Origin of the sequence: Burkholderia sp. MSMB1835 (genome assembly GCF_001526365.1) — a bacterium.
GTDB lineage: Bacteria > Pseudomonadota > Gammaproteobacteria > Burkholderiales > Burkholderiaceae > Burkholderia.
In genome coordinates, this window is the sequence record NZ_LOYP01000055.1 from 82,583 (window position 1) to 107,157 (window position 24,575).

22 protein-coding genes are annotated in these 24,575 nt (G+C 67.7%); 16 read left to right on the forward strand and 6 right to left on the reverse strand.

Annotated features, from left to right (window positions below):
- The first annotated feature begins 1 nt into the window (after position 1).
- The 6 genes from WS96_RS33920 to WS96_RS28470 are packed head-to-tail and all read left to right on the forward strand — an operon-like array spanning position 2 to position 7,205.
- Positions 2-580, forward strand: a complete 579-nt coding sequence (locus WS96_RS33920) for a hypothetical protein (RefSeq protein WP_156443703.1) — start codon at positions 2-4, stop codon at positions 578-580.
- Positions 508-3,318 (forward strand): type VI secretion system Vgr family protein, encoded by a 2,811-nt coding sequence (locus WS96_RS28450; RefSeq protein WP_059837078.1) that lies wholly within the window; start codon positions 508-510, stop codon positions 3,316-3,318. Before WS96_RS33920 ends, WS96_RS28450 begins: the two co-directional genes overlap by 73 nt.
- 5 nt (positions 3,319-3,323) lie before the next feature.
- A complete protein-coding gene (locus tag WS96_RS28455; protein WP_257128075.1) occupies positions 3,324-4,217 on the forward strand; it encodes a DUF4123 domain-containing protein in 894 nt (297 codons plus the stop codon).
- Complete coding sequence (locus tag WS96_RS28460; protein WP_059837082.1) at positions 4,214-4,588, forward strand: DUF805 domain-containing protein; 375 nt, start codon at positions 4,214-4,216, stop codon at positions 4,586-4,588. The genes WS96_RS28455 and WS96_RS28460 overlap by 4 nt, the downstream gene beginning before the upstream one ends.
- An 8-nt stretch (positions 4,589-4,596) precedes the next feature.
- Complete coding sequence (locus WS96_RS28465) at positions 4,597-5,076, forward strand: DUF3304 domain-containing protein (RefSeq protein WP_059837084.1); 480 nt, start codon at positions 4,597-4,599, stop codon at positions 5,074-5,076.
- A 5-nt stretch (positions 5,077-5,081) separates the two neighbouring features.
- Positions 5,082-7,205 (forward strand): phospholipase effector Tle1 domain-containing protein, encoded by a 2,124-nt coding sequence (locus tag WS96_RS28470; RefSeq protein ID WP_059837086.1) that lies wholly within the window; start codon positions 5,082-5,084, stop codon positions 7,203-7,205.
- A gap of 59 nt (positions 7,206-7,264) precedes the next feature.
- Here WS96_RS28470 and WS96_RS28475 read toward each other — a convergent pair whose 3' ends face one another.
- Both WS96_RS28475 and WS96_RS28480 read right to left on the reverse strand, forming a co-directional pair.
- Complete coding sequence (locus WS96_RS28475; protein WP_059837088.1) at positions 7,265-8,497, reverse strand: transglycosylase SLT domain-containing protein; 1,233 nt, start codon at positions 8,495-8,497, stop codon at positions 7,265-7,267.
- A 403-nt stretch (positions 8,498-8,900) separates the two neighbouring features.
- Positions 8,901-10,061: a porin gene (locus WS96_RS28480; RefSeq protein WP_059837227.1), complete on the reverse strand. Its 1,161-nt coding sequence runs from the start codon at positions 10,059-10,061 to the stop codon at positions 8,901-8,903.
- Positions 10,062-10,544: 483 nt separating this feature from the next.
- On the opposite strand from WS96_RS28480, the gene WS96_RS28485 reads away from it, so the two are divergent.
- The 4 genes from WS96_RS28485 to WS96_RS28500 are packed head-to-tail and all read left to right on the forward strand — an operon-like array spanning position 10,545 to position 15,475.
- Positions 10,545-11,054, forward strand: a complete 510-nt coding sequence (locus WS96_RS28485) for a sigma-70 family RNA polymerase sigma factor (protein WP_059837089.1) — start codon at positions 10,545-10,547, stop codon at positions 11,052-11,054.
- A gap of 3 nt (positions 11,055-11,057) precedes the next feature.
- On the forward strand, positions 11,058-12,041 hold the full coding sequence (locus tag WS96_RS28490) for a FecR domain-containing protein (RefSeq protein WP_059837091.1): 984 nt from the start codon (positions 11,058-11,060) through the stop codon (positions 12,039-12,041).
- Positions 12,042-12,095: 54 nt separating this feature from the next.
- Positions 12,096-14,663, forward strand: coding sequence for a TonB-dependent siderophore receptor (locus WS96_RS28495; protein ID WP_059837093.1), 2,568 nt, complete (start codon positions 12,096-12,098; stop codon positions 14,661-14,663).
- Positions 14,664-14,719: 56 nt separating this feature from the next.
- Positions 14,720-15,475, forward strand: coding sequence for a hypothetical protein (locus tag WS96_RS28500; RefSeq protein WP_059837095.1), 756 nt, complete (start codon positions 14,720-14,722; stop codon positions 15,473-15,475).
- 15 nt (positions 15,476-15,490) lie between these two features.
- On the opposite strand, the gene WS96_RS28505 is transcribed toward WS96_RS28500, so the two are convergent.
- Positions 15,491-16,381 (reverse strand): LysR family transcriptional regulator, encoded by an 891-nt coding sequence (locus WS96_RS28505; RefSeq protein ID WP_059837097.1) that lies wholly within the window; start codon positions 16,379-16,381, stop codon positions 15,491-15,493.
- 113 nt (positions 16,382-16,494) lie between these two features.
- Here WS96_RS28505 and WS96_RS28510 point away from each other — a divergent pair, with 113 nt between their 5' ends.
- Positions 16,495-16,920: a VOC family protein gene (locus WS96_RS28510; protein WP_059824063.1), complete on the forward strand. Its 426-nt coding sequence runs from the start codon at positions 16,495-16,497 to the stop codon at positions 16,918-16,920.
- A gap of 131 nt (positions 16,921-17,051) precedes the next feature.
- A complete protein-coding gene (locus WS96_RS28515) occupies positions 17,052-17,636 on the forward strand; it encodes a flavin reductase family protein (RefSeq protein ID WP_059837099.1) in 585 nt (194 codons plus the stop codon).
- 33 nt (positions 17,637-17,669) lie between these two features.
- Here the strand turns inward: WS96_RS28515 and WS96_RS28520 are convergent, their stop codons facing one another.
- Positions 17,670-18,566, reverse strand: coding sequence for a LysR family transcriptional regulator (locus WS96_RS28520; RefSeq protein WP_059837101.1), 897 nt, complete (start codon positions 18,564-18,566; stop codon positions 17,670-17,672).
- Positions 18,567-18,663: 97 nt separating this feature from the next.
- Here WS96_RS28520 and WS96_RS28525 point away from each other — a divergent pair, with 97 nt between their 5' ends.
- The 3 genes from WS96_RS28525 to WS96_RS28535 are packed head-to-tail and all read left to right on the forward strand — an operon-like array spanning position 18,664 to position 21,672.
- Complete coding sequence (locus WS96_RS28525; RefSeq protein ID WP_059782711.1) at positions 18,664-19,962, forward strand: CitMHS family transporter; 1,299 nt, start codon at positions 18,664-18,666, stop codon at positions 19,960-19,962.
- 40 nt (positions 19,963-20,002) lie between these two features.
- Complete coding sequence (locus WS96_RS28530) at positions 20,003-21,361, forward strand: acyclic terpene utilization AtuA family protein (RefSeq protein ID WP_059837229.1); 1,359 nt, start codon at positions 20,003-20,005, stop codon at positions 21,359-21,361.
- A complete protein-coding gene (locus tag WS96_RS28535) occupies positions 21,361-21,672 on the forward strand; it encodes an AtuA-related protein (protein WP_059837103.1) in 312 nt (103 codons plus the stop codon). Before WS96_RS28530 ends, WS96_RS28535 begins: the two co-directional genes overlap by 1 nt.
- 187 nt (positions 21,673-21,859) lie before the next feature.
- On the opposite strand, the gene WS96_RS28540 is transcribed toward WS96_RS28535, so the two are convergent.
- Both WS96_RS28540 and WS96_RS28545 read right to left on the reverse strand, forming a co-directional pair.
- Positions 21,860-22,789 (reverse strand): phosphatidate cytidylyltransferase, encoded by a 930-nt coding sequence (locus WS96_RS28540; RefSeq protein ID WP_059837105.1) that lies wholly within the window; start codon positions 22,787-22,789, stop codon positions 21,860-21,862.
- Positions 22,790-22,826: 37 nt separating this feature from the next.
- Positions 22,827-23,459 (reverse strand): lysophospholipid acyltransferase family protein, encoded by a 633-nt coding sequence (locus WS96_RS28545; RefSeq protein ID WP_059837231.1) that lies wholly within the window; start codon positions 23,457-23,459, stop codon positions 22,827-22,829.
- 468 nt (positions 23,460-23,927) lie between these two features.
- On the opposite strand from WS96_RS28545, the gene WS96_RS28550 reads away from it, so the two are divergent.
- Positions 23,928-24,533: a CDP-alcohol phosphatidyltransferase family protein gene (locus WS96_RS28550; protein ID WP_059837107.1), complete on the forward strand. Its 606-nt coding sequence runs from the start codon at positions 23,928-23,930 to the stop codon at positions 24,531-24,533.
- Positions 24,534-24,575 lie beyond the last annotated feature (42 nt).

Here is a 24,575-nt window from a genome sequence, read left to right on the forward strand (position 1 = left end):
CGTGACACGAATCCTGGCTGTGACGACATTGACCTTGGGCGTGACAGGCGTGGCGTCTGCGCACGACGGACGCGGCTATTTCGAAATCCGCAGCGGGTCCGGACAGACCAATCCCGCGCCAAAGATGGTGATCAAGGATGACGGCAATACGCTTTCCTACTATTCGCGCGGAAGGGATCTCGATCACAGCTCGCAGGGCCGCTATCTGGGCATCGGCAAATATACGGTCGAATCGAGCAACGCCTATGCCGGGCAGCTCGCGGAAATCCGGCACGTGCTGAGCAAACGCGATGCGGCGGTCCGGGACGCGGTCAATGCGGGACCGGTTCTGTCCTATTCGTTCGACATGGATGGACACCACTACGAAGGTGCGTTCAACTACCAGGCGGAAAAGCCGGAAACCGGACTGCTGCCGGTCGTCGAATTGACCGAGGATCAATGCGGACTTCGGTATCCCGAAAGCCTTGATCGGAAACACTACTCCCAGCGAACCCCGAACCACACACCATGTCGACCCAATCCGATCTCATCCAGACATTCTTCCGCGGCTGGTCGCAGCACGACCGGTTCCTGTGGCTGACCACGCCCCTCGGCGTGGACAAACTCGTCGCCGAGAGCCTGCGCGGATGGGAGTCGCTCGATCGCGGCGGCTTCCGGTTTCAGGTCACCGCGCTGACCGAGCGGCCCGACGTGCCGCTCGACAAGCTGATCGGTGCGCCGATCCTCGTCGAGTGGCAGGGCGCGGACGGGCAGGACACGCGGCGCCCGTTCCACGGCCATGTGACGGCCGCGGAACTCGTCGGCTACAACGGCGGGCTCGCGCGCGTGCGGCTCGTCGTCGAACCGTGGCTCGCGCTGCTGCATCAGCGGGTCGACAGCTACAACTTCCTGAACGCGAGCGTGGTCGAGATCAGCGAGCAGATCTTCGCGCACTACGCGCGTGGCGCGATCGCGCCGGCATGGCGCTGGGCGCTCGCCGATCCGACGAAATATGCGAACCGCAGCCTGACTGCACAAGCCGGCGAATCGGACTTCGCGTTTCTCGAACGACTGTGGGCGGAAGAGGGCATCTTCTACTGGTTCGAACACGAAGGCGACGCGCAGTCGACGGACCTGGGCAAACACACGCTTGTGCTGGCCGATACGAACCAGCGCTTTGCACCCGCTGAACCCGAAGTCATCGGTTTCCACCAGACGAGCGACGGCGACCCACGCGGCGGCATCCGGCAATTCCTGAACGCGCGCCGCTGGCGCATCGGCAGCGTGGCGCGCGCCAGCTGGGATCATCGAAGCCTGTCGACCCGCCCGTCCAGCGTGCGTGCGAGCGGCGCGGTCGCGCCGGGCGAGGATCGCGACGTCGCAGGCCCGTACGCGTTCCAGACCGCCGCAATCGGCGACCAGCGCGCGCAGCAGCAACTCGACGCGCAGCACGTGGCGGCGCTGCAGACCGAAGGCAGCGGCACGCGTCGCGATTTGCGGCCGGGGCTGCACTTTGCGATGTCGCAGCATCCGTCGCTCGATCCATCGCATGCGTTCGTGTGCTTGCGCGTCGAGCACGACGCGCGTGCGAACGTGAGCGCCGACGTGCACGGCGCGATCGCGCAACGGCTCGGCGCGATTCCGCCGATGCTCGATGCCGCGCCTGGCGAGGAGGGCGGCGCGCCGGCGCTGCACGCGGCATTCGATGCCACGACGCATGCTGGCGGCGCGCTGGTCGACGGCGACGAGGTGTACCGGAACCGCTTCGCCGCGCTGCCGTTCGACCAGGCTTACCGGCCGTTGGCGCCGAGCGGGCACGGTGCACGCGTGCATCCGGTCGCGGTGATGCCGGGCGCCCAGACGAGCATCGTTGTCGGCGCGGGGGATCCGATTCATACCGAACGCGATCACCGGATCCGGATTCAGCATCATGCGCAGCGCGGGCAGAATTCCGCGAGTCGCGAGGAACACCCGCGCGCGGCGAACGCACCGGCCGACCGCGGCGCGGGCACCTGGACGCGCATGGTGACACCGGTCGGCGGCGACAATTGGGGTGGGGTGAGCGTGCCGCGCGTCGGTCAGGAAGTCTGGACCGAATGGCTGGAAGGCCAGCCCGACCGGCCGGTCGCGGTCGCCGCGCTGTACAACGGGCAAGGCAACACGGATGCGCAGCACAATGCGCTGGCGGGCGGCCCGAGCGGCAGCACAGCCAATGCGGCATCCTGGTTTGCCGGCAACGACCACGCGGCCGTGCTGACCGGCTTCAAGACGCAGGACCTGAGCGCGAGCCAGACCGGCACGGGCGGCTCGCGGCAATTCATGCTGGACGATACGGCCGGCCAGTCGAGTGCGCGCCTTTATACGACCGATCATGGCAGCGGCCTGACGCTCGGGCACATCAAGCAGGTGGAGGACAACCGGCGTCTGGCCGATCGCGGCTACGGCGCCGAACTGTCGACGCAGGCGGCCGCTGCGCTGCGCGCCGGCGCCGGCTTGCTGATCAGCACGGCGCCCGGCGTGAATCAGATGGACGCGAGTGCCGCGAGCCAGTTGCTCGCGCAGCAACGCGAGATGCTGCAAGGGCTCGCGAATTTCGCGCGCAAGCAGGGTGCGGAGCCGGGCACGGGCACGGCGCAGCCACGTGGCGTCGCGACTGTCGGCGGCACGACATCGCAGCTCGCGGCGATCGAGGGCCTGCGGCAAAGCCAGGTGTCGATCGGCGCAACGTGCGAAGGCGGCGGAGGCGCGGGCGGTGCCGGCGGCGGCGGTGCGGTGGCGTGGCAGCATCCGCATCTCGTCGCGCACGGCGCGGCCGGCGTCGCCGCGCTGACGGCGCAAAGCCACGTGTGGACGTCGGGCACGCAAACCGTGCTGAGCGCCGGACGCGACGTGCAGATCACGGTCGAGGGCAAGTCGAGCATCGTCGCGAAGGAAGGCATCGCGCTGTACACGCACGGGACCCCGGGCGGCAGCCGCCCGGGGTCGGCCGCCGGGATTGCGCTTCACGCTGCGACGGGCGCCGTCACCGTGCAGGCGCAGAACGCCGGGACGCTCGACGCCAGTGCGCAGCGTGCGGTGACTGTATCGAGCGCGCAGGCAAGTGTCGCGCTGCAGTCGCCGAAGCGGCTGCTGCTCACGGCGGCCAACGCGTTCCTGAAGATGGAAGGCAACGACATCGTGATCGGCGCGCCGGGCAAGGCGACGTTCCATGCGGCCCAGCATACGCTGACCGGCCCGCGGTCCGCGAACGTCCAGTTGCCGTCGATGAACAAGCCCGCATGCGTCGAATGCATGCGGGATCTCGCGCATCGCCACGAAGCGATTGCCACGCGCGGATGACGACGATGACCGCGCTGCTCCAGACATGGGAAACGACGGCGGCGGCCGAGCATGCGGCGTTTCCGGATGCCTATCGCTATCTGTTGGTCGATGCGTCGCAGTTGCCGATCAACGCGGCGCCCTGGCGCGAGTTGATTGCGCAAGGACAGGTTCACAACGTGCTCGCTGGCCAGCCCGAGGCGAGCCACCCGGAGGTCTGCGCGCTGGTGTGCGACTATCGTGCGCCGCACGTGCCGGCGTTGCTCGAACGGCAGCTCGCGCGGCGGCCGTTCGCGTTTCTGTCGCTGGTCAGCGTGTATCCGCTCGATGAACTCGTGCCGAAACTCGGCGTCAGGACGCGCGTGACCCTGCCCGACGATCGCGACGGGCTGCTGCGGTTCTACGACGCGGCGGTGTTTCAGACACTGGCGGGCGCGCTGTCCGAGTCGCGCTATCAGGCGCTCCTGTCGCCGTGCGTGTCGTGGACCTGGGTGCGTCGCGATGGCGCCGTCGGTACGGTGCGGCATCCGCGCCGGCACGAACGAATCTTCTACGCGTGCGTGGATGCCCGCGAACTCGCCGCTTTGCGGCACGAGAGCCGGCCCGACGCCGTACTCGCCGAATTGCGACGCAACGGCCGGATCCCCGTCGACGCGGATCCGTTCGACACTTACGCGCGCATGCGCCGTCTGATCGGCGTGCTGGACGCGCAGGGGTTGAGTGACGACCGACTCGCTTACCGGATCGGTGCGACGCTGGCGATGGTCGGCCACATGGAGCTCGGCGACGAGAGCGTCGTCGCCGAGTGCATCGCCGCGTATCGGCATGATCACGACGCGTTGTGCGACGCATTGCTCGATCGCCTGATCGATCGGAGCGACCCCGTGGATGCCGACACGAAACAGGGGGCGCAGCGATGAGCGTGGCGGCGTTGTTTTCACTGCGCGGCCGGGCCGGGCGCTTGCAATGGTGGTGCGTGACCGTGCCGTTGTTGCTCGCCGGCTCCGCGCTCGATGCGCTAGCCGATCTGCCCGCCGCACAGCGGGCCAGGACGTTCGTCGATGTCGTCGGCTGGGCATTCGCGATCGTGATGATCTGGATGCTCGTGGCAGTGTCGGTCCGGCGATGGCACGACATCGGCAAGTCCGGATGGTGGACGTTGCTTCATGCGATCCCGGTCGGAGGCGCATTCATCGCCGTTGCGATGAACGGCTTCTATCGCGGGGACGACGCGCGCAACCGGTTCGGTCCGCCATCGCCGGACGCAGCCAACAACGACAGAAGTGTGTGAGGGTATCGATGAAATTCAGAGCAGGGATGCACGCTTTGGCGCTGGTCGGGCTCGGTGTGCTTGCCGCATGCGGCAAGCACGGCGTCGACGCATCGGCGGAGCCGCATAACGTGTGCGTCACCGGATACAACGAGTACGGCCGCAAGCTCCACGAATTCTGGCTCGACAACGAGCACAAGTCAGGATGCTTCGGCAATCCGTCGGCACGCGAGGACGGCGAGGCATTCGGCGGCGGCGGCGGCTTCGCCTGCGGCTGCAAGGTGACGCCGGGGCAGAAGGTGAAGCTGTTCTGGGAATTCGCGCAGCCGCTGGACGAGATTCAGCGCGGCATCCAGCCCGAGCGCAAGACGATCGATGTGACCATTCCTCAGCCGGAATCGCCGACGTCGCGCTATTTGCGTGTGTATTTCCGCAAGAACGGCACGGCCGAGCTGCAGTGGGTCGACGACATGAATGCACCCGAGCTCAAACCGACGCAGGAGAAGTAACTGCCATGGCCGAAATCAACCTGAAGAAGGACGCCGTCTCCGCAGAGACGGACCGCGTCAAGGCGGAGGCCGAGCAGATGTGTCCCGCATGCGAACACATGCTGTGGGTCAGTTTCTATTTCGACGGATTCGGCTTCGGCGAGAAGGACGGGCCGCGAACCAATATCCTGAAGCTGTTCAACGCCGCGTACGACAAGAAGAACAAGAACATGCGGCGCTTCTACTACCCGGGACTCGGCGCGAATTTCGACCCGGAGGCCGGTGTGCTGCGCGAGGTCCTGAAGGACAAGGCGACGGATACGGCCAGCGAGAAGGCCAGCGACAAGCTCAAGGAGCAGACGGTCGACAAGGCCAAGGAAAAGGCGCAGAAGGCGGTCGAGGATGCGTGGAAGCAGAGCGGCAAGATCAGCAATCCTACGTTCGGAAATCGTGTGAACGACACGTTCGATACGCTGGTCGGCAAGGCAAAGGACGGCTGGGGCGACGCGCGCAAGCGGATCGAGCGCGCGATCGAGCGGCCCGGATCGGAAAAGAATCGCGCGCTGCGCTATCTGAGTCACGAATGGAAGGGTTTCTGGCGCGACGTCGTCAAGTATCCGTACCGGATTCCGAAGGCCGTGCTGAAGGAGGTCGGCAAGGAAACACTGGGCGCGGCGGCCGAGTCGTTCCGGCTCACGCGCGATACGAAGGTGGGCGCCGCACTGTTCAATACGGGCGTGGATACGCGCCTGAAGGCGGCCGAAGAGGATTTCAAGGCGGCGGTGGCCGGCGCGAAGCAGGTCGGCACGGTGAACAGGATCCATGTCGCGATCTTCGGCTACGACATGGGCGGCGGCCTTGCACTGGCCTTTGCCAAGCAATTGCTCGACGAGGTGGCCAAGGGCGGAAAATACGACGGCGTACCGGTCAAGATCAAGTTCATGGGGCTGTTCGATTGCGTGACGAACCGCTTCGACGACAACCTGCTGACGGGCTACATCCCGTTGAGCAACGCGGTGTCGTCGGATCTGATCCTGTCGCCGGACATCGAGAAATGCGTGCACTACGCGGCCGCCCACGAACTGCGCGTGTACAAGCCGCTGACGATGCTCGGTGTCGACCCGTCCGACATGCGCGGTCGGCGGCAGGAACGCCTGTTTCCCGGCGCGCAGGTGGACGTGGGCGGCGGCGCGATCGAAGGCGAGGACGGTATTTCCGACAAGCTGGCGCGCGTGCCGCTCGAGATGATGTACCACCGCGCGTACGGCGCGGGCATTCCGATGCCGAGCCTCACCGCGCTGGCGAACGAGGACGGTGCGCTGTATCAGCAGATCGTCGCGCCGCCCGAGATCCAGAATTTCCAGCTCGACTACCGGCTGGCAGTCAAGAAGCTCGTGGCGACGACGCGCGAGATTCCGCCGCTGACGCCGCTGGGCACGGGCATCGGCTATCCGTCGGCGGCGCTCGAGCCGTCGATCGGGCCGCTCGATTTCCTCAATCCGAAACCCGTACCCGACATGACGGACGGTTGCCGCGTGCCCGATCCCGCGCCGCCGCGCCCGATCGTCGTGACCGATCTGCCGAAGGACATCCAGGGCGAGCTCAAGGGCCACATGGTCGTATATATCCAGTGGCTGCGCATGTGGTACGACCAGGCCGAGAATCGCGCGGCCGCGACACAGCGCAAGCCGGGCTGGCTCGGCGGTGCGGCCAATCCGCTGGCGTACGGACGTTACGAGAAGCTGGTGCGCGAGATCGATTACCAGAAGCAGCACGGTACGCGCCCGGGATACGGGTTCGATGGCAAGCAGGCAATGAAGCAGCTCGGCGGCGAGCTGCCGCCGTCGATATTCAACACCGATCCGCAGGCGCAAGCGTTGTTCTGGCTCTGGAATAATCCGGGCGAGCGCCTGCCTCAGGTCGAGGCGATGTATCCGCTGTTCGTGAAGCACGTGCACGACAGCATGGCCGAGAGCGATGTCGAGGCGGTGTGGAGCCACCTCGTGTCGATCAAGAACTACATGAACACGCGGGCAATGCAGAAAATCGCGACCGCACCCGACAAGTCGTTCCTGGACCGCGTCGCGGACGTGTACCAATCGCTGGTGTCGACCGTATCGGCACCGTCCGGCACGACGGTCGTTCGATAGTCCGGTAGCCTGCCGCTTGCCGATTCACGCCGATTGCCGAGACGCAACCGGCGTGTGCGTTACTTCGAGATATACCAGAGCGCGTCGGTGCTGACGCGCGTAGCCGGCGTTGCCGCAGCCGGTGCCTGGGGCATTGCCGGCGGCGGCGTATTCGATGTGACCGCGGTGGGCCACGTGGCCGGCATGTTCGATGGAGCCGACGCGGGCGCGCCATTCGCCGTGCTCGCGGTCGATGCCGATCCCGACGTCGACGGCGTGTTCAGATACCAGAGTGCGTCGGCCGACGCCGTGCGCTTGGTCGATGCATTCGCGGCCGGCTGTTTCGCCGCCGGCGTAGTGGCAGCCGTTGCCGCCGTCGCGCCCGAACGCTGCGTTCCCGTTCCAGCCCCGCCCTGAGCGGTCATCCCTGCCGCACCCCGCTGCGCGCGCGCTTCGAACGGCCCGAGCTGGAAGATCAACGTTTGCGCGGGACGCGTCAGAACGGCATACGGGAATTGCAGCTCCCACGACATCAGCACGCGTCCCGACGACGTTTCGGTGAAGATCGCCGGCACGTGCTTCATGTCGCTGAACTGCACGTAGATCCGCGCGCCGTCGTCGAACACCTGGGTCGGCTTGGCCTGGTCGGCGCCGGTCACCGTCCATCCGAAGTTGTACGTACCGGCCGGGCCGGCGGGGCCGCCCTGCGTCGGCGGAGGCGGCGCGGCCGGCGATATCGACCGTGCACGCGTGACGGGCGGCGCCGACACGCTCAGGCTCGCGAACGGGTTGTACGTCTGCGCCTGTTGCGGCGGCGTGAAGGACGGTGGAAGGATGGGCATGGGAGTATCCGGCGAATCCGGCATGGTCCGGATTGCATCATAGACCTTGCGCGCGTACGCGAGGCGCTTGTCGGGCGACGCGGAGTTGTACGCGCCGATCGCGTTCCAGTTGGGGCCGAGCTGGCGGATGTTCTGCGACAGGATCCACGCGCCGACGTACGCGTTGGTGCACGCATCGAACAGGCTTTCCCGCGTGATGCCTTCGCGCGCGAGCGTCGGCAGCCACGTGCTGTTGATCTGCATCAGCCCGATGTCGACCGTGCCGTTGGTATTCGTGTTCACCGCGTTCGGATTCATCCCCGATTCGACCTGCGCGATGCCGCGCATCAGGCTGACGCTCACGTGCTGGAACGCGGCCGCGTCGTCCAGGCAATCGGCGCGCGCGACGCCGCAGAGCGCGCACGAGAGCGCGATCGTCGAGGCGATTGTCAGCGTGTCGCGGCTGAGCGGGCGAGTGATATGACGCGGCATGGCAGGATGGGGCGGAATCCGGCCGCCCGGTGCAAGGAAATTACGCAGACGCGAAGTGTGCCATAGCAAGCGGGCAAATGGCTCGCGTCAAACTTTCCTTTGCATTTGCGCGCGCATGCGCCGCGCATTTTTATCGCGCCGGATCACGGGTCGAGCCGATGGTCGGTCGGTAAAAATGGCCGGCATTTGCACGCATGCAATTGCAACGGCAGCGACCGGACCCTGACGTATTACGTCAGTTGCGCGATGAAACCGGCGATGACCGGAGCGAAAAGGGAAAATCATCCAACGGCCGTTGCCGGGGCGAAGGAAAGCGGCATAAAAAACGGCGGCCGAAGCCGCCGTGCGCGCGATGCGAAGGCGCCGGCCACGCCGCGCGTAGCCGGCCGTCTCGAGCATGCCGTCAGAAGCGGTGACGCAGGCCGAGGTTGACCATCGTCTGCGAGCTCGTGCCCGCATAACCGTACGATCCGATCGATGCCTGCGCGGCCATCGATCCGCCATTGCCGTCGCCGGTCTGGCCGCTTGCGTGCTGGTACGCGGCGGTCAGGTAGACGTCGGTGCGCTTCGACAGGCTGTAGTCGGCGCCGGCCGATACCTGGTGATAGGTCGCCGACGTGTCGCCGCCCGAGCGCGTGTAGCTGTAGCCGACGCCGACGAGCAGCGCATTCGTCGCCTGGTAGTTCACGAAACCTTGCCCCGTGTTGTAGTGCTCGTTCGAGCCGAATACCGAACTTGCGTCGCGGCGGTACTGCGCGTTGCTGTAGCCGAGGCCGAACGTGAACGGGCCGGCGACGTACTGGCCCGCGATGCGGGCGATGCCGAGCGAGTGCGCGCTGGCATAGCCGCTGTTGATCGGGCCGTCGAACGTGCCGTCCGACGAGCTGGTCCAGCCGTTGCGCAAGCCGTTCGACGCGGGGCTGTTGGTCGCGTGGAAGTAGCCGCCCGCGACGCTGAACGGCCCGTTGTTGTACGACACGGCGGCCGAGTACGACTGCGCGGCGCCGGTGCTGCCGGCGATGCCGCCGAACGAATACATCGCCGAGAACTGCAGGCCCGCATAGACGGCCGACGTGTACTTCACCGCGTTGTCGACGCGGAAGCTGTTGTCGTAGTTGTCGACGTCGCCCGGCGTCGCGAACACGCTGCCGAGGTAGTTGTCGGCGGTGATGCCCTGCACGAGATCGACGAGCGGATCGTACTGGCGGCCGAACGTGAGCGTGCCGTAGCGGTCGCTCGTCAGGCCGACGAAGGCTTGCCGGCCGAAGAGGCGGCCGCCCTGGCCCTGCCGGCCGTTGCTCGGGTCGAAGCCGTTCTCCAACTGGAACAGCGCCTTCAGCCCGCCGCCGAGATCCTCGGTGCCTTTCACACCCCAGCGGCTGCCGGCCAGATTGCCCGCGCTGCTGTTGCCGAGCATCCATGCGTTGTCCTTGCCTTGAGCATGGTTCACATAAGTGAGCGACGTGTCGATCACGCCATACAGCGTGACGCTCGACTGCGCATGCGCGACGGGCATCGCCGCGAGCGACGCGAGCGAAATCAGCGAGAGGGTCGTGCGTTTCATTGTCATCTCCTTGCGCATGGATGTGGGTTCGTGATCCGGAATGGCAGGAGACTACAGAGCCGCAATAAAACGGCAAAAATGAAATTCTCCGTTGTGGCCTGATGCCGACAGGCGCATTCCCGGAAATTCATTTTTGAGGGATTTGGATTATTGAGCGCTATGCATCAATGGATTGCCGTTTCTCGATTTTTCCATTGCGTTTTGCGCGGGGCGTGATAATGCGGCGCGATATTCGAGTGAATGCCCGCAAGCGCAATATTGTTATCGATCCGTCAAATCATTATTTAACGAATCGAATTGGCCGGCCCGGAACGAATGTGATAAACGCGCGCGATTCGCATCCGACGGCGGTATCGACTTCGCCATCCGTCGCTGCGTCAGCGTCGCTCGCGTACCGAAACCGCGGTCACCATCTCGCTTTTGTATATAATAATCATTCTCATTTACAGAATGGTTGACGCCTGCGCACCCCGGAACCCGGCCATGTCCGCTGACAAGCTGTCCCTCCATCGAGAAATCGACGCCCTCTATGCCGGCCACCACGCGTGGCTGCGCGGCTGGCTGAGCCGGAAGCTCGGTTGCGCGCACCGCGCGGCCGACCTCGCGCACGACACGTTCGTGCGCCTGCTCGCACGCGACGAGCCGATCGGCGCCGCCGAGCCGCGCGCGTTCCTGACGACGGTCGCCCAGCGTGTGCTGAGCAACCACTGGCGGCGCGAGCAGATCGAGCGCGCGTATCTCGACGTGCTCGCGCAGCGCCCGGAAGCGGTTGCGCCGTCGCCGGAGGAGCGGGCCGTCGTCGTCGAGACGCTGCTCGACATCGACCGGCTGCTCGACGGCTTGCCGCTCGCGGCGAAGCGCGCGTTCCTGCTCGCGCAGCTCGACGGGCTCACGCAGACCGAAATCGCGCGCGAACTCGGCGTGTCGCTCGCGACGGTGAAGCGCTATCTCGTGAAGGCCGGCACGCAGTGCTTTTTCGCGATGGCAGCCTGACCGATGGCCGCCCCGGGAGCGCCGGCGGTGCCGCCGCACGTCGCACGTCGCGCGGTCGAATGGTGGGTCGACCGGCAGTCCGGCCGGACGGACGATGCGTTCGTCGCCGCGCTCGCGCGCTGGCGCGCGGAGGATCCGGCGCACGACGCGGCGTGGCGTCACATCGAAGCGATGCAGGGCCGGTTCGATCGGCTGGCGGGCGGGCTCGACGCGCAGGCCGCGCATGCGGCGTTGCTGCCGAAGCGGGCGGGCCGCCGCGCGGCCGTGAAGGCGCTGGCCGTGCTGCTGTTCGCGGGCGGCGCCGCATGGATGGCCGAGCCCGCACGGCGCGCGGCGATCTGGCCGGCCGACCTGCGCACGGCGGTCGGCGAGCGGCGCACGGTGACGCTCGCGGATCGCACGGTCGTCGTGCTCGATACCGACACGGCGCTCGACGTGCGCTTCGACGACGCGGCGCGGCGCCTGCACCTGCTGCGCGGCACGATCATGGTCACCAGCGGTCACGACGGGCGTGTGCCTGCTCGGCCGCTCGTGGTCGCGACCGCGCAGGGCGAGTTGTGGCCGCTCGGCACGCGCTTCGCGGTGCGGCGGCGCGACGGTGCGACGCGCTGCGAGGTGTTTGGCGGCGCCGTCCGGGTGCAACCGGTCGATGCGTCGGCCGGCACGCGCGTGATCGCGGCCGGAGAGGGCGCGGATTTCACGCGCGCTGCGATCGGGGCGCCGGCGCCGCTCGATCCGTACGCGTCCGCGTGGACGGGCGGCATGCTCGTCGCGTCGCGTATGCGGCTGGCCGATCTCGTCGCCGAACTCGACCGCTATCGGCGCGGCAGCCTGCGCTGCGATCCGGCCGTGGCCGATCTGCGCGTGTCGGGCACCTATCCGCTCGACGATCCCGCACGCGTGCTCGATACGCTGACGGCGACGCTGCCGATCGACGTCCACTACCTGACGCGTTACTGGGCGACCGTCGTGCCGGCCCGTTCGTGAGCGCGCCGAAAAATTTTTTCGTCGACCTGAGCTGTTTCTCGATGTTCGCGTGACATGGGTCATGAACACAGCACTGGCCCATCGTCCACCGACTCCCCGATCATGGCTTCCATCCGTCTCACGTATCGGCGCCGTCCGGCGCCCGCCCGTCGTCTGCCGTGCGCGTCGCGCCCGGCCACGCCGGCCCCGTTTGCCCGCCGGCTGGCCGGCGCCGTCCTGCTGTCGGCACTGCTGCCGCTGCCGGCGCTGGCCGACACCGATGCCGATGCGGCGCCCGCCGCGCAGCGGGCGTCGCGTCGCGCGTTCGACATTCCGGCCGGCCCGCTCGAAGCGGTGCTGAACCGGTTCGGCCGCGACGCGGGCATCCTGCTCGCGTTCCCGGCCGACCTGACGGCCGGCCTGACGAGCGGCGGCGTGCACGGCCGGTTCGACGTCGACGGCGGGTTCGACCGCCTGCTCGCCGGCACGGGGCTCGTCGCGCTGCGCCAGCCGGGCGGCGGCTACACGCTGATGCGCGCGGACGGTTCGGCGGCCGCGCCCGTGGCGGCCGGCGCCGCGCCGGCCGCCGAGTTGCCGACGATCGACGTGCGGTCCAGCGCATTGCGCGCCGAAAGCTATCGTGCGTCGAAGGAAGCGGGCGTGCTGCGCACCGACGTGCCGCTGCTCGATACCGCGCAGGCCGTCAACATCGTGCCCGCGCAGGTGCTGCGCGACCAGCGGCCGCGCAATCTCGACGACGCGCTCGGCAACGTGAGCGGCATCACGCAGGGCAACACGCTCGCGGGCACGCAGGACACGATCATGAAGCGCGGCTTCGGCGGCAACCGCGACGGCTCGATCATGCAGAACGGCATGCCGCTCGTGCAGGGCCGGGCGTTCAACGCGGCGACCGACAGCGTCGAGGTGCTGAAGGGGCCGACGTCGCTGCTGTACGGGCTGATGGACCCGGGCGGCGTCGTCAACGTCGTCAGCAAGCAGCCGCAGCTCACGCGCTACAACGCGATCTCGCTCGGCGCGTCGACGTTCGGGCACGGCAAGAACGGCGGCAGCGCGACCTTCGACTCGACCGGGCCGGTCGGCGATTCGCGGCTCGCGTACCGGCTGATCGTCGATCAGTCGAACGAGCAGTACTGGCGCAACTTCGGCGAGTACCGGCAGACCTTCGTCGCGCCGTCGCTCGCGTGGTACGGCCGCGATACGCAGGTCGTGGTGTCATATCAGTACCGCAAGTTCCACTCGCCGTTCGATCGCGGCACCGCGCTCGACCCGCGCACCAATGCGCCGCTCGACATTCCCGCACGGCGGCGCATCGACGAGCCGTTCAACGACATGGACGGCGAATCGCATCTCGCGCAACTGAGCGTCGATCATCAGTTCAACGCGGACTGGAGCGCGCATGTCGGCTACAGCTACAACCGCGAAACTTACGACGCGAACCAGTTGCGCACGACCGGCGTCGATCCGGTGAAGGGCACGCTGACGCGCAGCAACGATGCGACGCACGGGTCGCTCAGCACCGACAGCTACGGGATCGGCTACGTGACCGGCAAGCTGACGCTCGCGGGGATGCGGCACGACGTGCAGGTCGGCTTCGATACCGAATACCGCCGCATCTATCGCAAGGACATGCTGCGCCAGGCCGTGAAGACGCCGTTCAGCTACGTCGATCCGGTGTACGGGCTGCTGCCGCCGTCGAGCACGGTGTCCGCGAGCGACAGCGACCAGACCGACACGCTGCACGATGCGTCCGCGTTCTTCCAGGACACGGTCCACCTGACCGACAAGTGGATCGTGTCGGGCGGCCTCCGCTACATCACCTACAACCAGGTCGCGGGACGCGGTCGTCCGTTCACCGCGAACACCGATCTCAGCGGCTCGAAGTGGCTGCCGCGCGCGGGTGTCGTCTACAAGTGGACCGATGCGTTCTCGCTGTACGGCAGCTATTCGCAGTCGCTGAAGCCGTCGTCGTCGATCGCGCCGATGACGGGCTACGTGATCGACGGCGCGACGCCGCCCGAGGAAGCGACCGCGTGGGAAGTGGGCGGCAAGCTCGACCTGCCGGGCGGGATGACCGGCACGCTCGCGCTGTTCGACATCGACAAGAAGAACGTGCTCGTGTCGCAATACAACGACGCGACGAAGCTGACCGACTGGCGCACGTCGGGCAGGGCGCGCTCGCGCGGCATCGAGCTCGACGTGTCCGGCAAGATCGGCGAACGCGTGAACGTGATCGCGAGCTACGCGTACATCGACGCGAAGACGACCGAGGATCCGCTGTACACGGGCAACCAGCTGTGGAACGTCGCGCGTCACACCGCATCGCTCGCGGCCGTCTACGACTTCGGCACGGTGGCGGGCGGCGACGACCTGCGCATCGGCGCGGCCGCGCGCTACGTGGGCGCGCGGCCCGGCGATTCGGCGAACAGCTTCACGCTGCCGTCGTACGTGCTCGCCGATGCATTCGCGACCTACGACACGCGGATCGGCAAGCAGAAACTGTCGTTCCAGTTCAACGTGAAGAATCTGTTCAATCGCACGTACTACCCGTCGAGCGCGAACCGCTACTTCGTCGCGATCGGCGACGCGCGGCAGGTGTCGCTGCTGACCACGCTGCAGTTCTGACCATGCAATCGCTGCGCGGCCGTTACGCCGGCGCGCGGCCTCGGAGAGGAATCCAGATGAATCTGAAGACGAAGACCGGTGCGCGCCGCCGCCTGTTGCGCACGATCGCCGGTGCGGTGCTCGCGCTGTCCGCGGGCGTCGGTGTCGGCGCCGGCGTGTCGGCACCCGCATTCGCCGCCGATGCGTCGCAGCCCGTTACGCGCGTCGCGATGCTCGTGCAGTTGCACGGCCCGAACCTGAAGGTCGACGAACGCATCGGCCAGCATCTCGGCGAACGCGGCTACGCGGTGCGCCTGATCGACGAGGCGGCCGCGCCCGATGCGGCGCGCGACGCCGATCTGGTGGTGATCTCGTCGACGGTATCGTCGAAGAACGTGCGGCCCGGCTGGCGCACGCTCGACAAGCCGCTCGTGACGTGGGAAAACGACCTGCTCGACGATCTCGCGATGACGGGCAAGCGGCACGACGTCGACTTCGGCGAAACGGGCAAGGAGCGCTACCTGTGGCTCGTCAATGCGCCGCATCCGATGGCGGCCGGGCTGCCGGCCGGCGCGACGAACGCGTACGGCAAGCAGGCGCCGATGAGCTGGGGCAAGCCGGGGCTCGGCGCGATCACGATCGCGACCGTGTACGGGCAACCCGACAAGGCCGCGATCTTTGCATACGAGAAGGGCGCGACGATGGACTACGAAACGCTCGCGCCGGCGCGCCGCGTGATGTTCTTCCTCGACAACGACACGTTCACGAACCTGTCGCCGGCCGGTGTCGCGCTGTTCGACGCGGCGGTGGATTGGGCGGCCGGGCGGCGCTGAGCCGCCACGCGTCGATCACGCGGCCCGCGGCGGCGGGCGCCGACGCGACGCGGCGTCGATCAGTTGCGCGAGCGTCTGCGCGGGTTCCGACATCGTGCGCCGTGCGCGATGCACGAGCCCGATGTCGCGGTGAAACGTGTGATGCCCGAGATCGATCGCGCGCACGCCGGCCGGCCAGCGGCGATACCCGGCGGTTTGCGGCACGATCGCGACGCCGACGCCGTTCTCGACCAGCTTGACGATCGCGTCGAGCTCGTCGAGTTCGCAGGTGTCGCGCACCGCGATGTGCATCTTGCGCAGAAAGCGGTCGACCTGGCGGCCGCCGAACGACCCGCGGTCGTAGCGCACGAACGGCTCGCGCGCGAGCAGCGCGGCCCAGTCCTTGCCCTTCACGCCGCGCGGCACGATCAGCCGGAACGGTTCCTGCGCGAGTGTCGTCCAGTGCAGGTCGCTCTGCAGCGCGAACGGCGGGCGGATGATCGCGGCCATGTCGATTTCGCCCGCGTCGACCCGGTTGACCAGCTCGATCGACAGCCCGGGTATCACGCGCGTCCGGCACGCGGGGTGCAGGCGATGGAAATCGGCCAGCGCGGCAGGCAGCAGCGCGCTCTGCACCGAGGCGATCGCGCCGATCGTCACGCGCACGGCGGCCGGAGAGCCGGGCGCGGTCGAACTCAGGTTCTCGTACAGGCCGATCAGCGCCTGCGCCTGGTCGAGCACGTGATGGCCCCGCTCGTTGAGCCGCGCCGATCGCCCTTGCCGATCGAACAGCGCGAAGCCGAGTTCGGCTTCGAGACGTTGCATCTGCGCGCTCACGGCCGCTTGCGTGAGCCCGATACGATTGCCGGCCGCGGCAAAGGTGCCTTCGCGGGCGACGGCGACGAGGGTTTTCAGCTCGCGGATCATTCATCGATTCCGTTTATGAATCGCGAAATTATATATTGATTTAATTTTTGCTCGGCCTTGTCTACCATGATGCCGTCCTCGCGCCACGCGAGCATTTCTTTCACGAGGCCATCATGAGTCTTTCCCCGTTTCACCTGGCGATTCCGGTCTACGACCTGCCGGCCGCGCGCGATTTCTACGGCCGCGTATTCGGGCTCGAGGAGGGCCGCTCGAGTGCACAGTGGGTCGACTTCGACTTTTACGGGCATCAGCTCGTGATCCACGAGCATCCGAAAACCGCATCGCAGGAAGGCGCACATACGAATGCGGTCGACGGTCACGACGTGCCGGTGCCGCATTTCGGGATCGTGCTCGACTGGGCGAGCTGGGAAGCGCTGGCCGAACGCTTGCGCGCGTTCGGCGTGACTTTCGCGATCGAGCCGTACGTGCGGTTCCAGGGGCAGGTCGGCGAACAAGCGACGATGTTCCTGTTCGATCCGTGCGGCAATGCGCTCGAATTCAAGGCGTTCCGCGACATCGGCCAATTGTTCGCGAAGTAACCGGCAGCGGCGCGGCGCCGATTGAAATTGGGTGCGAGAATGCGGCCTGCGGCCCGGCCGCGCGCAGCTGCGACGGCCGGCGCCGCGCCGCACGGCATCCGTCCGTGCGCGTCGTTCGCCAAGGAACCCGTATGGACAACCACATCGCTCCGGTGGAGCTGAAGAAAGCCTACCGCCTCCTCAATCACGGCCCGACCGTGCTCGTGTCGGCCCGCCACGACGGCGTCGACAACGTGATGGCCGCCGCCTGGGCGTGCGCGCTGGATTTCCTGCCGCCGAAGCTGACCGTCGTGCTCGACAAATCCGCGAAGACGCGCGAGCTCGTCGAGCGCAGCGGCACGTTCGTGATCCAGGTGCCGACGGCCGCGCAACTGCAGCTCACGCATGCGGTCGGCAGCCACAGCCTCGCGGAGCGGCCCGACAAGCTGCGCGAAGCGGGCGTCACGCTGTTCGACGTCGCCGGTCACGACCTGCCGTTCGTCGCCGGCTGCTCGGGCTGGCTCGCGTGCCGGTTGATTCCGGAGCCGCACAACCAGCAGGCCTACGATCTGTTCATCGGCGAGGTGGTCGCCGCGTGGTCCGACACGCGCGTGTTCCGCGACGGCCACTGGTATTTCGAATCGGCCGACCCCGCGCTGCGCAGCCTGCACTACATCGCGGGCGGCAATTTCTATGCGATCGGCGAATCGCTGCACGTCGATCCGGACGCGCAGTAAGCGTCGGACGGACTGTCACCGATCGGGCGCGCTTCATGCGCGCTTTTTCAGTTCGGCGAGCATGAGGTCGGCGAACGCCTGCGCGACGCGCGGCAGCGTGCGCCCGCGCTTCGCGACGAGCGCGATCGGCCGTACGAACGCGCGATCGTCGATCGGCTTCGCGACCAGGTCGGGCTCGGCGCGCACCTCGCGTGCGGTCGCGGGCAGGATCGTCACGCCGAGGCCGCCGCGCACCATCGCGACGGCCGTCATCATGTAGGTGGGCTCGCACGCGATGTCGGGCGTGCAGCCGGCCGCTTTCAACGCGGCATCGACGACGCTGCGCACGCTCGTGCCCTGCGCGGTGAGCACGAGCGGCACGCCGGCGACGTCGGCGGTGCTCACGCGGCGCTTGCGCGCGAGCGGATGATCCTTCGGGCATACGGCGACGAGCCGGTCGGCGCCCGCGTACAGCACCTCCAGCGACGCATCGAACGTGTCGCCGCCGGTCAGCCCGAGATCGGCTTCCTCGTTGCGCACCAGCGCGGTGACGAGGCTCGCGACGCCGTCGCGGATCTCGAAGCCCGCGCGCGGCACGTCGCGCCGGAACGACTGGATCAGCTCCGGCAGCACGCTGGACGCGAAGGTCGGCAGGCACGCGAGCCGCACCGTGCCGCTCGTGCCTTCGCCGAGCGCGCGCGCATCGCGCAGCACGCGCTCCATGTCGTCGAGCGAGCGCTGCAACAGCGGCAGCAACTCGCGCCCGGTCTGCGTGAGCGCGACGCTGCGGCTGTTGCGGTCGAACAGGCGCGCGCCGACGATGTCCTCGAGCCGGCGGATCTGCACGGTCAGCGCCGGCTGCGACAGATGCAGCCGCGCGGCGGCGCGCGTGAAGTTGCCGGCGTGCGCGACGGTGACGAACGCGCGAATGTCGCGAAGATTCAGATCCATAACGCTTCGTGATTGCTGCGATCAAATCATTTCAATTGTGCTATCGCTGCGCCGACCTTACGCTCGTCTCCAACAAAAGACAAGGTAGGAGACACCGATGCTGCCGTTACTCGGGCTGGGCACGATCGTCGTGCTGCTGGCCGCGATTCTGTCGAAGCGGATGTCGCCGCTCGTCGCGCTGATCGTCGTGCCGATCGCCGCGTCGTTGCTCGGCGGATTCGGGCTGCACACCAGCAAGTTCGTCATCGACGGGCTGAAAGGGCTCGCGCCCGTCGTCGGGATGTTCGTGTTCGCGATCCTGTATTTCGGGACGATCACCGACGCCGGCACGCTCGATCCGATCATCGACCGGATCCTCGGCGCGGTCGGCACGCGGCCGACGCGCATCGTGATGGGCACGACGCTGCTCGCGCTGCTGATCCACCTCGACGGCTCGGGCGCCGTCTGCTTTCTCGTGACGATTCCGGCCGTGCTGCCGCTGTACGACCGATTGAAGATGGACCGCCGCGTGCTGGCCGCTGCCGTGTCGATGGCCGCGGGCATCAACTTCCTGCCGTGGACCGGGCCGATGATCCGCGCGTCCGCGTCGCTGCACCTGCCGGTGTCGGCGCTGTTCAATCCGCTGATCCCGGTGCAGGCGATCGGGCTCGTGTTCGTGTTCGGCGTCGCCTACTGGCTCGGGCGGCGCGAGGAGAAGCGGCTCGGCCTGTCGCGCGACGATGCGTCGATTCCGTTGCCCCGACGCGAACTGACGGCCGACGAGCAGGCGCTGCGCCGGCCGCACCTGTTCTGGTTCAACCTCGTGCTGACGCTCGTCGTGCTCGGCACGATGGTCGTGATGGGCGAGAAGATTCCGCCCGCGATCATGTTCATGGTCGGACTGTGCGTCGCGCTGATGGTGAATTACCCCGACGTCGACATGCAGCGAAAGCGCATCGACGCGCACGCGCGCGCCGCGCTGATGATGGCCGGCATCCTGCTCGCGGCCGGCGTGTTCACCGGGATCATGCAGGGCAGCGGGATGCTGAAGGCGATGGCGCAGGCAGCGGTCGGCTTCGTGCCGCCGTCGATGGCGGGCCATATCCCGGTGGCGCTCGGTCTCGCGTCGATGCCGCTCAGCATGTTGTTCGATCCCGATTCGTTCTACTTCGGCGTGCTGCCGGTGATCGCGGAAGTGGCCGGCCAGCTCGGCGTGCCGGCCGTGCAGGTCGGGCAGGCGGCGCTGCTCGGCCAGATGACGACGGGGTTTCCGGTCAGCCCGCTCACACCCGCGACGTTTCTCGTCGTGGGCCTGTGCGGGATCGAGTTGGCCGAGCACCAGAAATTCACGTTTCCGCTGCTGTTCGGCGCGTCGATCGTGATGACGATCGCCAGCGTCGCGCTCGGCATCTTTTGATTCTTCCCGGCGGCGCGTGTCGCCGGACGACGGTACGGACATGACAGCCATGCAAACTGAACGACGCGTGCGCATCGGCGCGGGCGCCGGCTACTCGGGCGACCGGATCGAGCCCGCGGTCGAACTCGCCGAACACGGGCAGCTCGACTATCTGGTGTTCGAATGCCTGGCCGAGCGCACGATCGCGATCGCGCAGCAGGCGCGCCGCAACGATCCGGCGCTCGGCTACGATCCGCTGCTCGACGCGCGGATGCAGGCGGTGCTGCCGGTCGCGGCGGCCAGGCGCGTGCGGATCGTGTCGAACATGGGCGCGGCGAACCCGCGCGCGGCCGCCCGGCGTACCGCGCGAATCGCGCAGTCGCTCGGCATCGCGGGGCTGAAAGTCGCGGCGGTCGAAGGCGACGACGTGCTCGACGTCGTGCTGCGCGGCGCGTTCCGCTTCGAGGAATCGGGCGATGAAGTCGCCGCGTATCGCGAGCGCATCGTGTCCGCGAACGCGTATCTCGGCGCCGCGCCGATCGTCGATGCGCTCGCGGCCGGCGCGGACGTCGTGCTGACCGGCCGCGTCGCCGACCCGTCGCTGTTCGCCGCGCCGCTGATCCACGCGTTCGGCTGGCGGATGGACGACTGGGACACGCTCGGCCAGGCGACCGTCGTCGGCCATCTGCTCGAATGCGCGGGGCAGGTGACGGGCGGCTATTTCGCCGATCCCGGCTACAAGGACGTGCCGAATCTCGCGCGGCTCGGCTTTCCGATCGGCGAGGTCGCCGCCGACGGCTCGGTCGTGATCACGAAGGTGCCGCATGCGGGCGGCCGCGTGAGCGCGGCGACCTGCAAGGAACAACTGCTCTACGAGATTCACGACCCGTCGCGCTATCTGCAGCCCGACGTCGTGGCCGATTTCACGCGCGTGGCGGTCGCCGAGGAAGCGGCCGATCGCGTGCGCGTGACGGGCGGGCGCGGCACCGCGCGGCCCGATACGCTGAAGGTGTCGGTCGCGTATGTCGACGGCTGGATCGGCGAAGGCCAGATCTCGTACGGCGGCCCGGGCGCGCTCGCGCGTGCACGTCTTGCGCTCGACATCGTTCGCGAGCGGCTCGCGCTGACCGGCGTCGCGGTGAGCGAGCTGCGCTTCGACCTGATCGGCGTCGATGCGCTGTACGGCGACGCGACGCCGGCCGCGCGCGGCGAGCCGGCCGAGGTGCGCGTGCGGGTGGCCGGCCGGGTGGCCACCGCCGCCGAAGCCGCGCGGATCGGCAACGAAGTCGAGACGCTCTATACGAACGGGCCGGCCGGCGGCGGCGGCGCGTTCAAGTCGACACGCGAGGTGATCGCCGTGCAGTCGGTGCTGCTGCCGCGCGCGGCCGTGACGCCGTCGTTTTCATTCGTGGAGGCCTGATGCAACTGCGTGAACTCGCGCATGCGCGCACCGGCGACAAGGGCAATACGCTGAACGTGTCGGTCATCTGCCGCGATCCGCGTCATTACGATCATCTGCGCACGCATCTCGATGCGGAAGCGGTCAAGGGATGGCTGGCGGGCATCGTGCACGGCGACGTCGTGCGCTACGAGTTGCCGGCGCTCGGCGCGTTCAACTTCGTGCTGCGCGATGCGCTCGGCGGCGGCGTGACGCGCTCGCTCGCGCTCGATGCGCACGGCAAGTCGATCAGTTCGGCGCTGCTCGCGATCGAGGTGCCGGATCCGGTGTGACGCAGGCGTAGTGCCGGGACGGGGCCGGGCGCTCACGGAATCGGGCGTGCGTGACGACAAGACCATTCACACGCACGACACGGTGAAGTTCGACGCCGCGTGCGGGCGTCAAGTCGTGCCGAAGGCGCTGCGCGGCGGATACTGAGTCGTCGTGTGCCGGAACGGGCGGCGTTACGCCGCCCACCCATCACACGTACAGATAGCGCACGAGGTGGAAGAACACCGGCGCGGCGAAGCAGATCGAATCGACGCGATCGAGCATGCCGCCGTGGCCGGCGATCATCGAGCCCCAGTCCTTCGTGCCGAGCGAGCGCTTGACGGCCGACAGCACGAGCCCGCCGACGAAGCCCGCGATCACGATCGCGAGCGAGATCCCGAACGCCGCGCCGAAGCTGAACGGCGTCACGCGATACAGCGACGCGCCGCACAGCGTGGCCAGCAGGCCGCCGCCGACGAAACCCTCGATCGTCTTCGACGGCGACAACTGCGGCGCGATCTTGCGGCGTCCGAACAGTTTGCCGACCACGTACTGCAGCACGTCGCTGATCTGCACGACGAACAGGAAGAAGAACAGCAGCAGCGCGTTCTGCCCGGCGTAGCGCGGAATGTCGAGGATCAGCACGGCAGGCGCGTGGCTCAGCCCGTACACGCACACCATCAGCGCCCAGTTGATCTTCGCGTTGCGGCTCAGGAATTCGCGCGTGTCCTGCGTGAGCGCCGATACGAGCGACATCGCGAAGAACAGGTGCACGGGCACGAAGATCGAATACATCCCGTACCAGTTGATCCCGAGCAGCAGGTATTGCACGGGGATCGCGATGAAGAACGCGATGAAGAGCGTCGTATGGTCGCTCGCGGTGGTCGGCGTGAGCGTGATGAATTCGCGCAGCGTCAGGTACGACAGCAGCGCGAACACCAGGTACGTGACGTTGTTGCCGAGGCCGATCGCGACGGCCATGATCGCGATCATCGCCCACCATGCGCGGATGCGCTGGTTCAGGTTGACGATGGTCGCGCTCGTGCCGCCGCTGCGCGCGCCGAGGATCGCGCCGATCACGGTCGCGACGACGAGCACGCCCGTGACGCCCGCGACCAGTTCCCAGAAGAGGGTTCGCATGGTTGATGTCCGGAAAAGGGAGAAGGGGGCGCCGCGTTCAGCCGGCCGGCCGCTGCGGCGGCGCGAGCGCGATGACCGCGTCGCGCATGCGGGCGAGGAACGTCGGCTTGTCTTCCTGAGCGCCGAGCGCTTCGTTTGCGCCGAAATGCACCTTGCAGATCAGCGGCACGGGCCAGATCGCGCCCTTCGGCATGATGCGCTGCAGGTTCTCGAGATAGACGGGCGCGAGCGCGACGTCCGGGAGCTCGGTCGCGAGATGGAACAGCCCGCTCTTGAACGGCTGCGGCAGCACGTCGGCGCCGCGCGTGCCTTCCGGGAAGATGATGATCGAGTGACCCTGGCGCAGCGCATCGCGCACCGGGTCGAGCGGGTCGCCCCCGCTTTCGCGATGACGGTCGATCAGCACGACGTTCAGCAGTTTCTGCGCGATGTGCCGCTTCAGGTTGCTGCTGTCCCAGTAGTCGCGCGCGGCGACCGGCCGCACGACCGCGCGCACGTCGCGCGGCAGCGCGGCGAGGATCGCGAGCGTGTCGATGTGGCTCGTATGGTTCGAGAAATAGATCTTCTGCGTCGGCGACGGCGGCGCCTGATGCCAGACGGGATACGCGCCGGCGACGAGCCGCACGATGGACAGCAGGAAGTCGCGCTGCCAGACGTTGAGGATGTTCATCGGCGCGTGGCCTCCTGCATGCATGCCCGGCCCGCTGCGCACGCGCGGCGGACGGAACCCCGGAATGCCGGCGCGGCAGGATGCGCGCCGGATCGCTCTCGTTTGCATTTTTTCAAGTTCGTGGCTGCCTGTCGCAGGTCCGCGATGATCGGACGATTCGCCGTCGCACGCTGTTGCGTCGCGGCGAATGCGTCGGACGGCGGCGTGATAATCGGCTGTTGCACGCGTGCCCGTCTGCAGTTCGAATCGATCTCGCCGCGATCGGGCCAGCGGATTATCGCGAGTTTCGAAGAAAAACGCCAGATTGGCGCCGCACGGGCGGGCCGGCCCGCATGCTTGACGCAGCGAGGCCGCTCGGCGACGATGAGGGCCGTTCAATCCAGGCCGGCGACGGCCGTTTCGCCGCCCGGGGCATGGCGGCGGGAAACGTAGCCGACCGTCTCGCGCGAATAATACGAATACGAAACGATGAGCCTCTACGCACTCAAACCCAAATTCCAGGACCGTCTGCGCCCGTTCGCGAATTCGCTCGCCGAACGCGGCGTCACCGCCAACCAGGTCACGCTGTTCGCGGCCGGCGGCTCGATCGTCGTCGGCGCGCTCGCGGGGCTCGGCGTGTTCGCCCGCGTGCTGTTCCTGCTGATTCCGCTGTGGCTGTTCGCGCGGATGGCGCTCAACGCGATCGACGGCATGCTCGCCCGCGAGCACGGGCAGAAGAGCACGCTCGGCGCGTACCTGAACGAGCTGGGCGACATCGTGTCCGACGTCGCGCTCGTGCTGCCGTTCCTCGCCATTCCCGCGTTCGCGCCGGCGGACGTGTGGCTGTTTGCGCTGACGGCGGTGATCGTCGAATGCGCGGGGCTGATCGGCCCGCTCGTCGGCGCGACGCGCCGCTACGACGGCCCGTTCGGCAAGAGCGACCGGGCGCTGGCTCTCGGCGCGTTCGCGCTATGGATTGGCTTGGGCTTGCCGGTCGGCAGTGTCGCCGCATGGCTGTGGCGGCTGCTGATCGTGCTGTCGATCGTGACGGCGGTGCGGCGCGTCCAGGCGGGCATTGCCGAAGCGGGCGGTTGACGGGACGGGCGCCGGAGGGCGGCGCCACATGATTCGAACAAC

Coding starts and splice junctions, on each gene's coding strand:
- WS96_RS28450 (WP_059837078.1), top strand. CDS start 508: ATGTCGACCCAATCCGATCTCATCCAGACATTCTTCCGCGGCTGGTCG.
- WS96_RS28455 (WP_257128075.1), top strand. CDS start 3,324: ATGACCGCGCTGCTCCAGACATGGGAAACGACGGCGGCGGCCGAGCAT.
- WS96_RS28460 (WP_059837082.1), top strand. CDS start 4,214: ATGAGCGTGGCGGCGTTGTTTTCACTGCGCGGCCGGGCCGGGCGCTTG.
- WS96_RS28465 (WP_059837084.1), top strand. CDS start 4,597: ATGAAATTCAGAGCAGGGATGCACGCTTTGGCGCTGGTCGGGCTCGGT.
- WS96_RS28470 (WP_059837086.1), top strand. CDS start 5,082: ATGGCCGAAATCAACCTGAAGAAGGACGCCGTCTCCGCAGAGACGGAC.
- WS96_RS28475 (WP_059837088.1), bottom strand. CDS start 8,497: ATGCCGCGTCATATCACTCGCCCGCTCAGCCGCGACACGCTGACAATC.
- WS96_RS28480 (WP_059837227.1), bottom strand. CDS start 10,061: ATGAAACGCACGACCCTCTCGCTGATTTCGCTCGCGTCGCTCGCGGCG.
- WS96_RS28485 (WP_059837089.1), top strand. CDS start 10,545: ATGTCCGCTGACAAGCTGTCCCTCCATCGAGAAATCGACGCCCTCTAT.
- WS96_RS28490 (WP_059837091.1), top strand. CDS start 11,058: ATGGCCGCCCCGGGAGCGCCGGCGGTGCCGCCGCACGTCGCACGTCGC.
- WS96_RS28495 (WP_059837093.1), top strand. CDS start 12,096: ATGGGTCATGAACACAGCACTGGCCCATCGTCCACCGACTCCCCGATC.
- WS96_RS28500 (WP_059837095.1), top strand. CDS start 14,720: ATGAATCTGAAGACGAAGACCGGTGCGCGCCGCCGCCTGTTGCGCACG.
- WS96_RS28505 (WP_059837097.1), bottom strand. CDS start 16,381: ATGATCCGCGAGCTGAAAACCCTCGTCGCCGTCGCCCGCGAAGGCACC.
- WS96_RS28510 (WP_059824063.1), top strand. CDS start 16,495: ATGAGTCTTTCCCCGTTTCACCTGGCGATTCCGGTCTACGACCTGCCG.
- WS96_RS28515 (WP_059837099.1), top strand. CDS start 17,052: ATGGACAACCACATCGCTCCGGTGGAGCTGAAGAAAGCCTACCGCCTC.
- WS96_RS28520 (WP_059837101.1), bottom strand. CDS start 18,566: ATGGATCTGAATCTTCGCGACATTCGCGCGTTCGTCACCGTCGCGCAC.
- WS96_RS28525 (WP_059782711.1), top strand. CDS start 18,664: ATGCTGCCGTTACTCGGGCTGGGCACGATCGTCGTGCTGCTGGCCGCG.
- WS96_RS28530 (WP_059837229.1), top strand. CDS start 20,003: ATGACAGCCATGCAAACTGAACGACGCGTGCGCATCGGCGCGGGCGCC.
- WS96_RS28535 (WP_059837103.1), top strand. CDS start 21,361: ATGCAACTGCGTGAACTCGCGCATGCGCGCACCGGCGACAAGGGCAAT.
- WS96_RS28540 (WP_059837105.1), bottom strand. CDS start 22,789: ATGCGAACCCTCTTCTGGGAACTGGTCGCGGGCGTCACGGGCGTGCTC.
- WS96_RS28545 (WP_059837231.1), bottom strand. CDS start 23,459: ATGAACATCCTCAACGTCTGGCAGCGCGACTTCCTGCTGTCCATCGTG.
- WS96_RS28550 (WP_059837107.1), top strand. CDS start 23,928: ATGAGCCTCTACGCACTCAAACCCAAATTCCAGGACCGTCTGCGCCCG.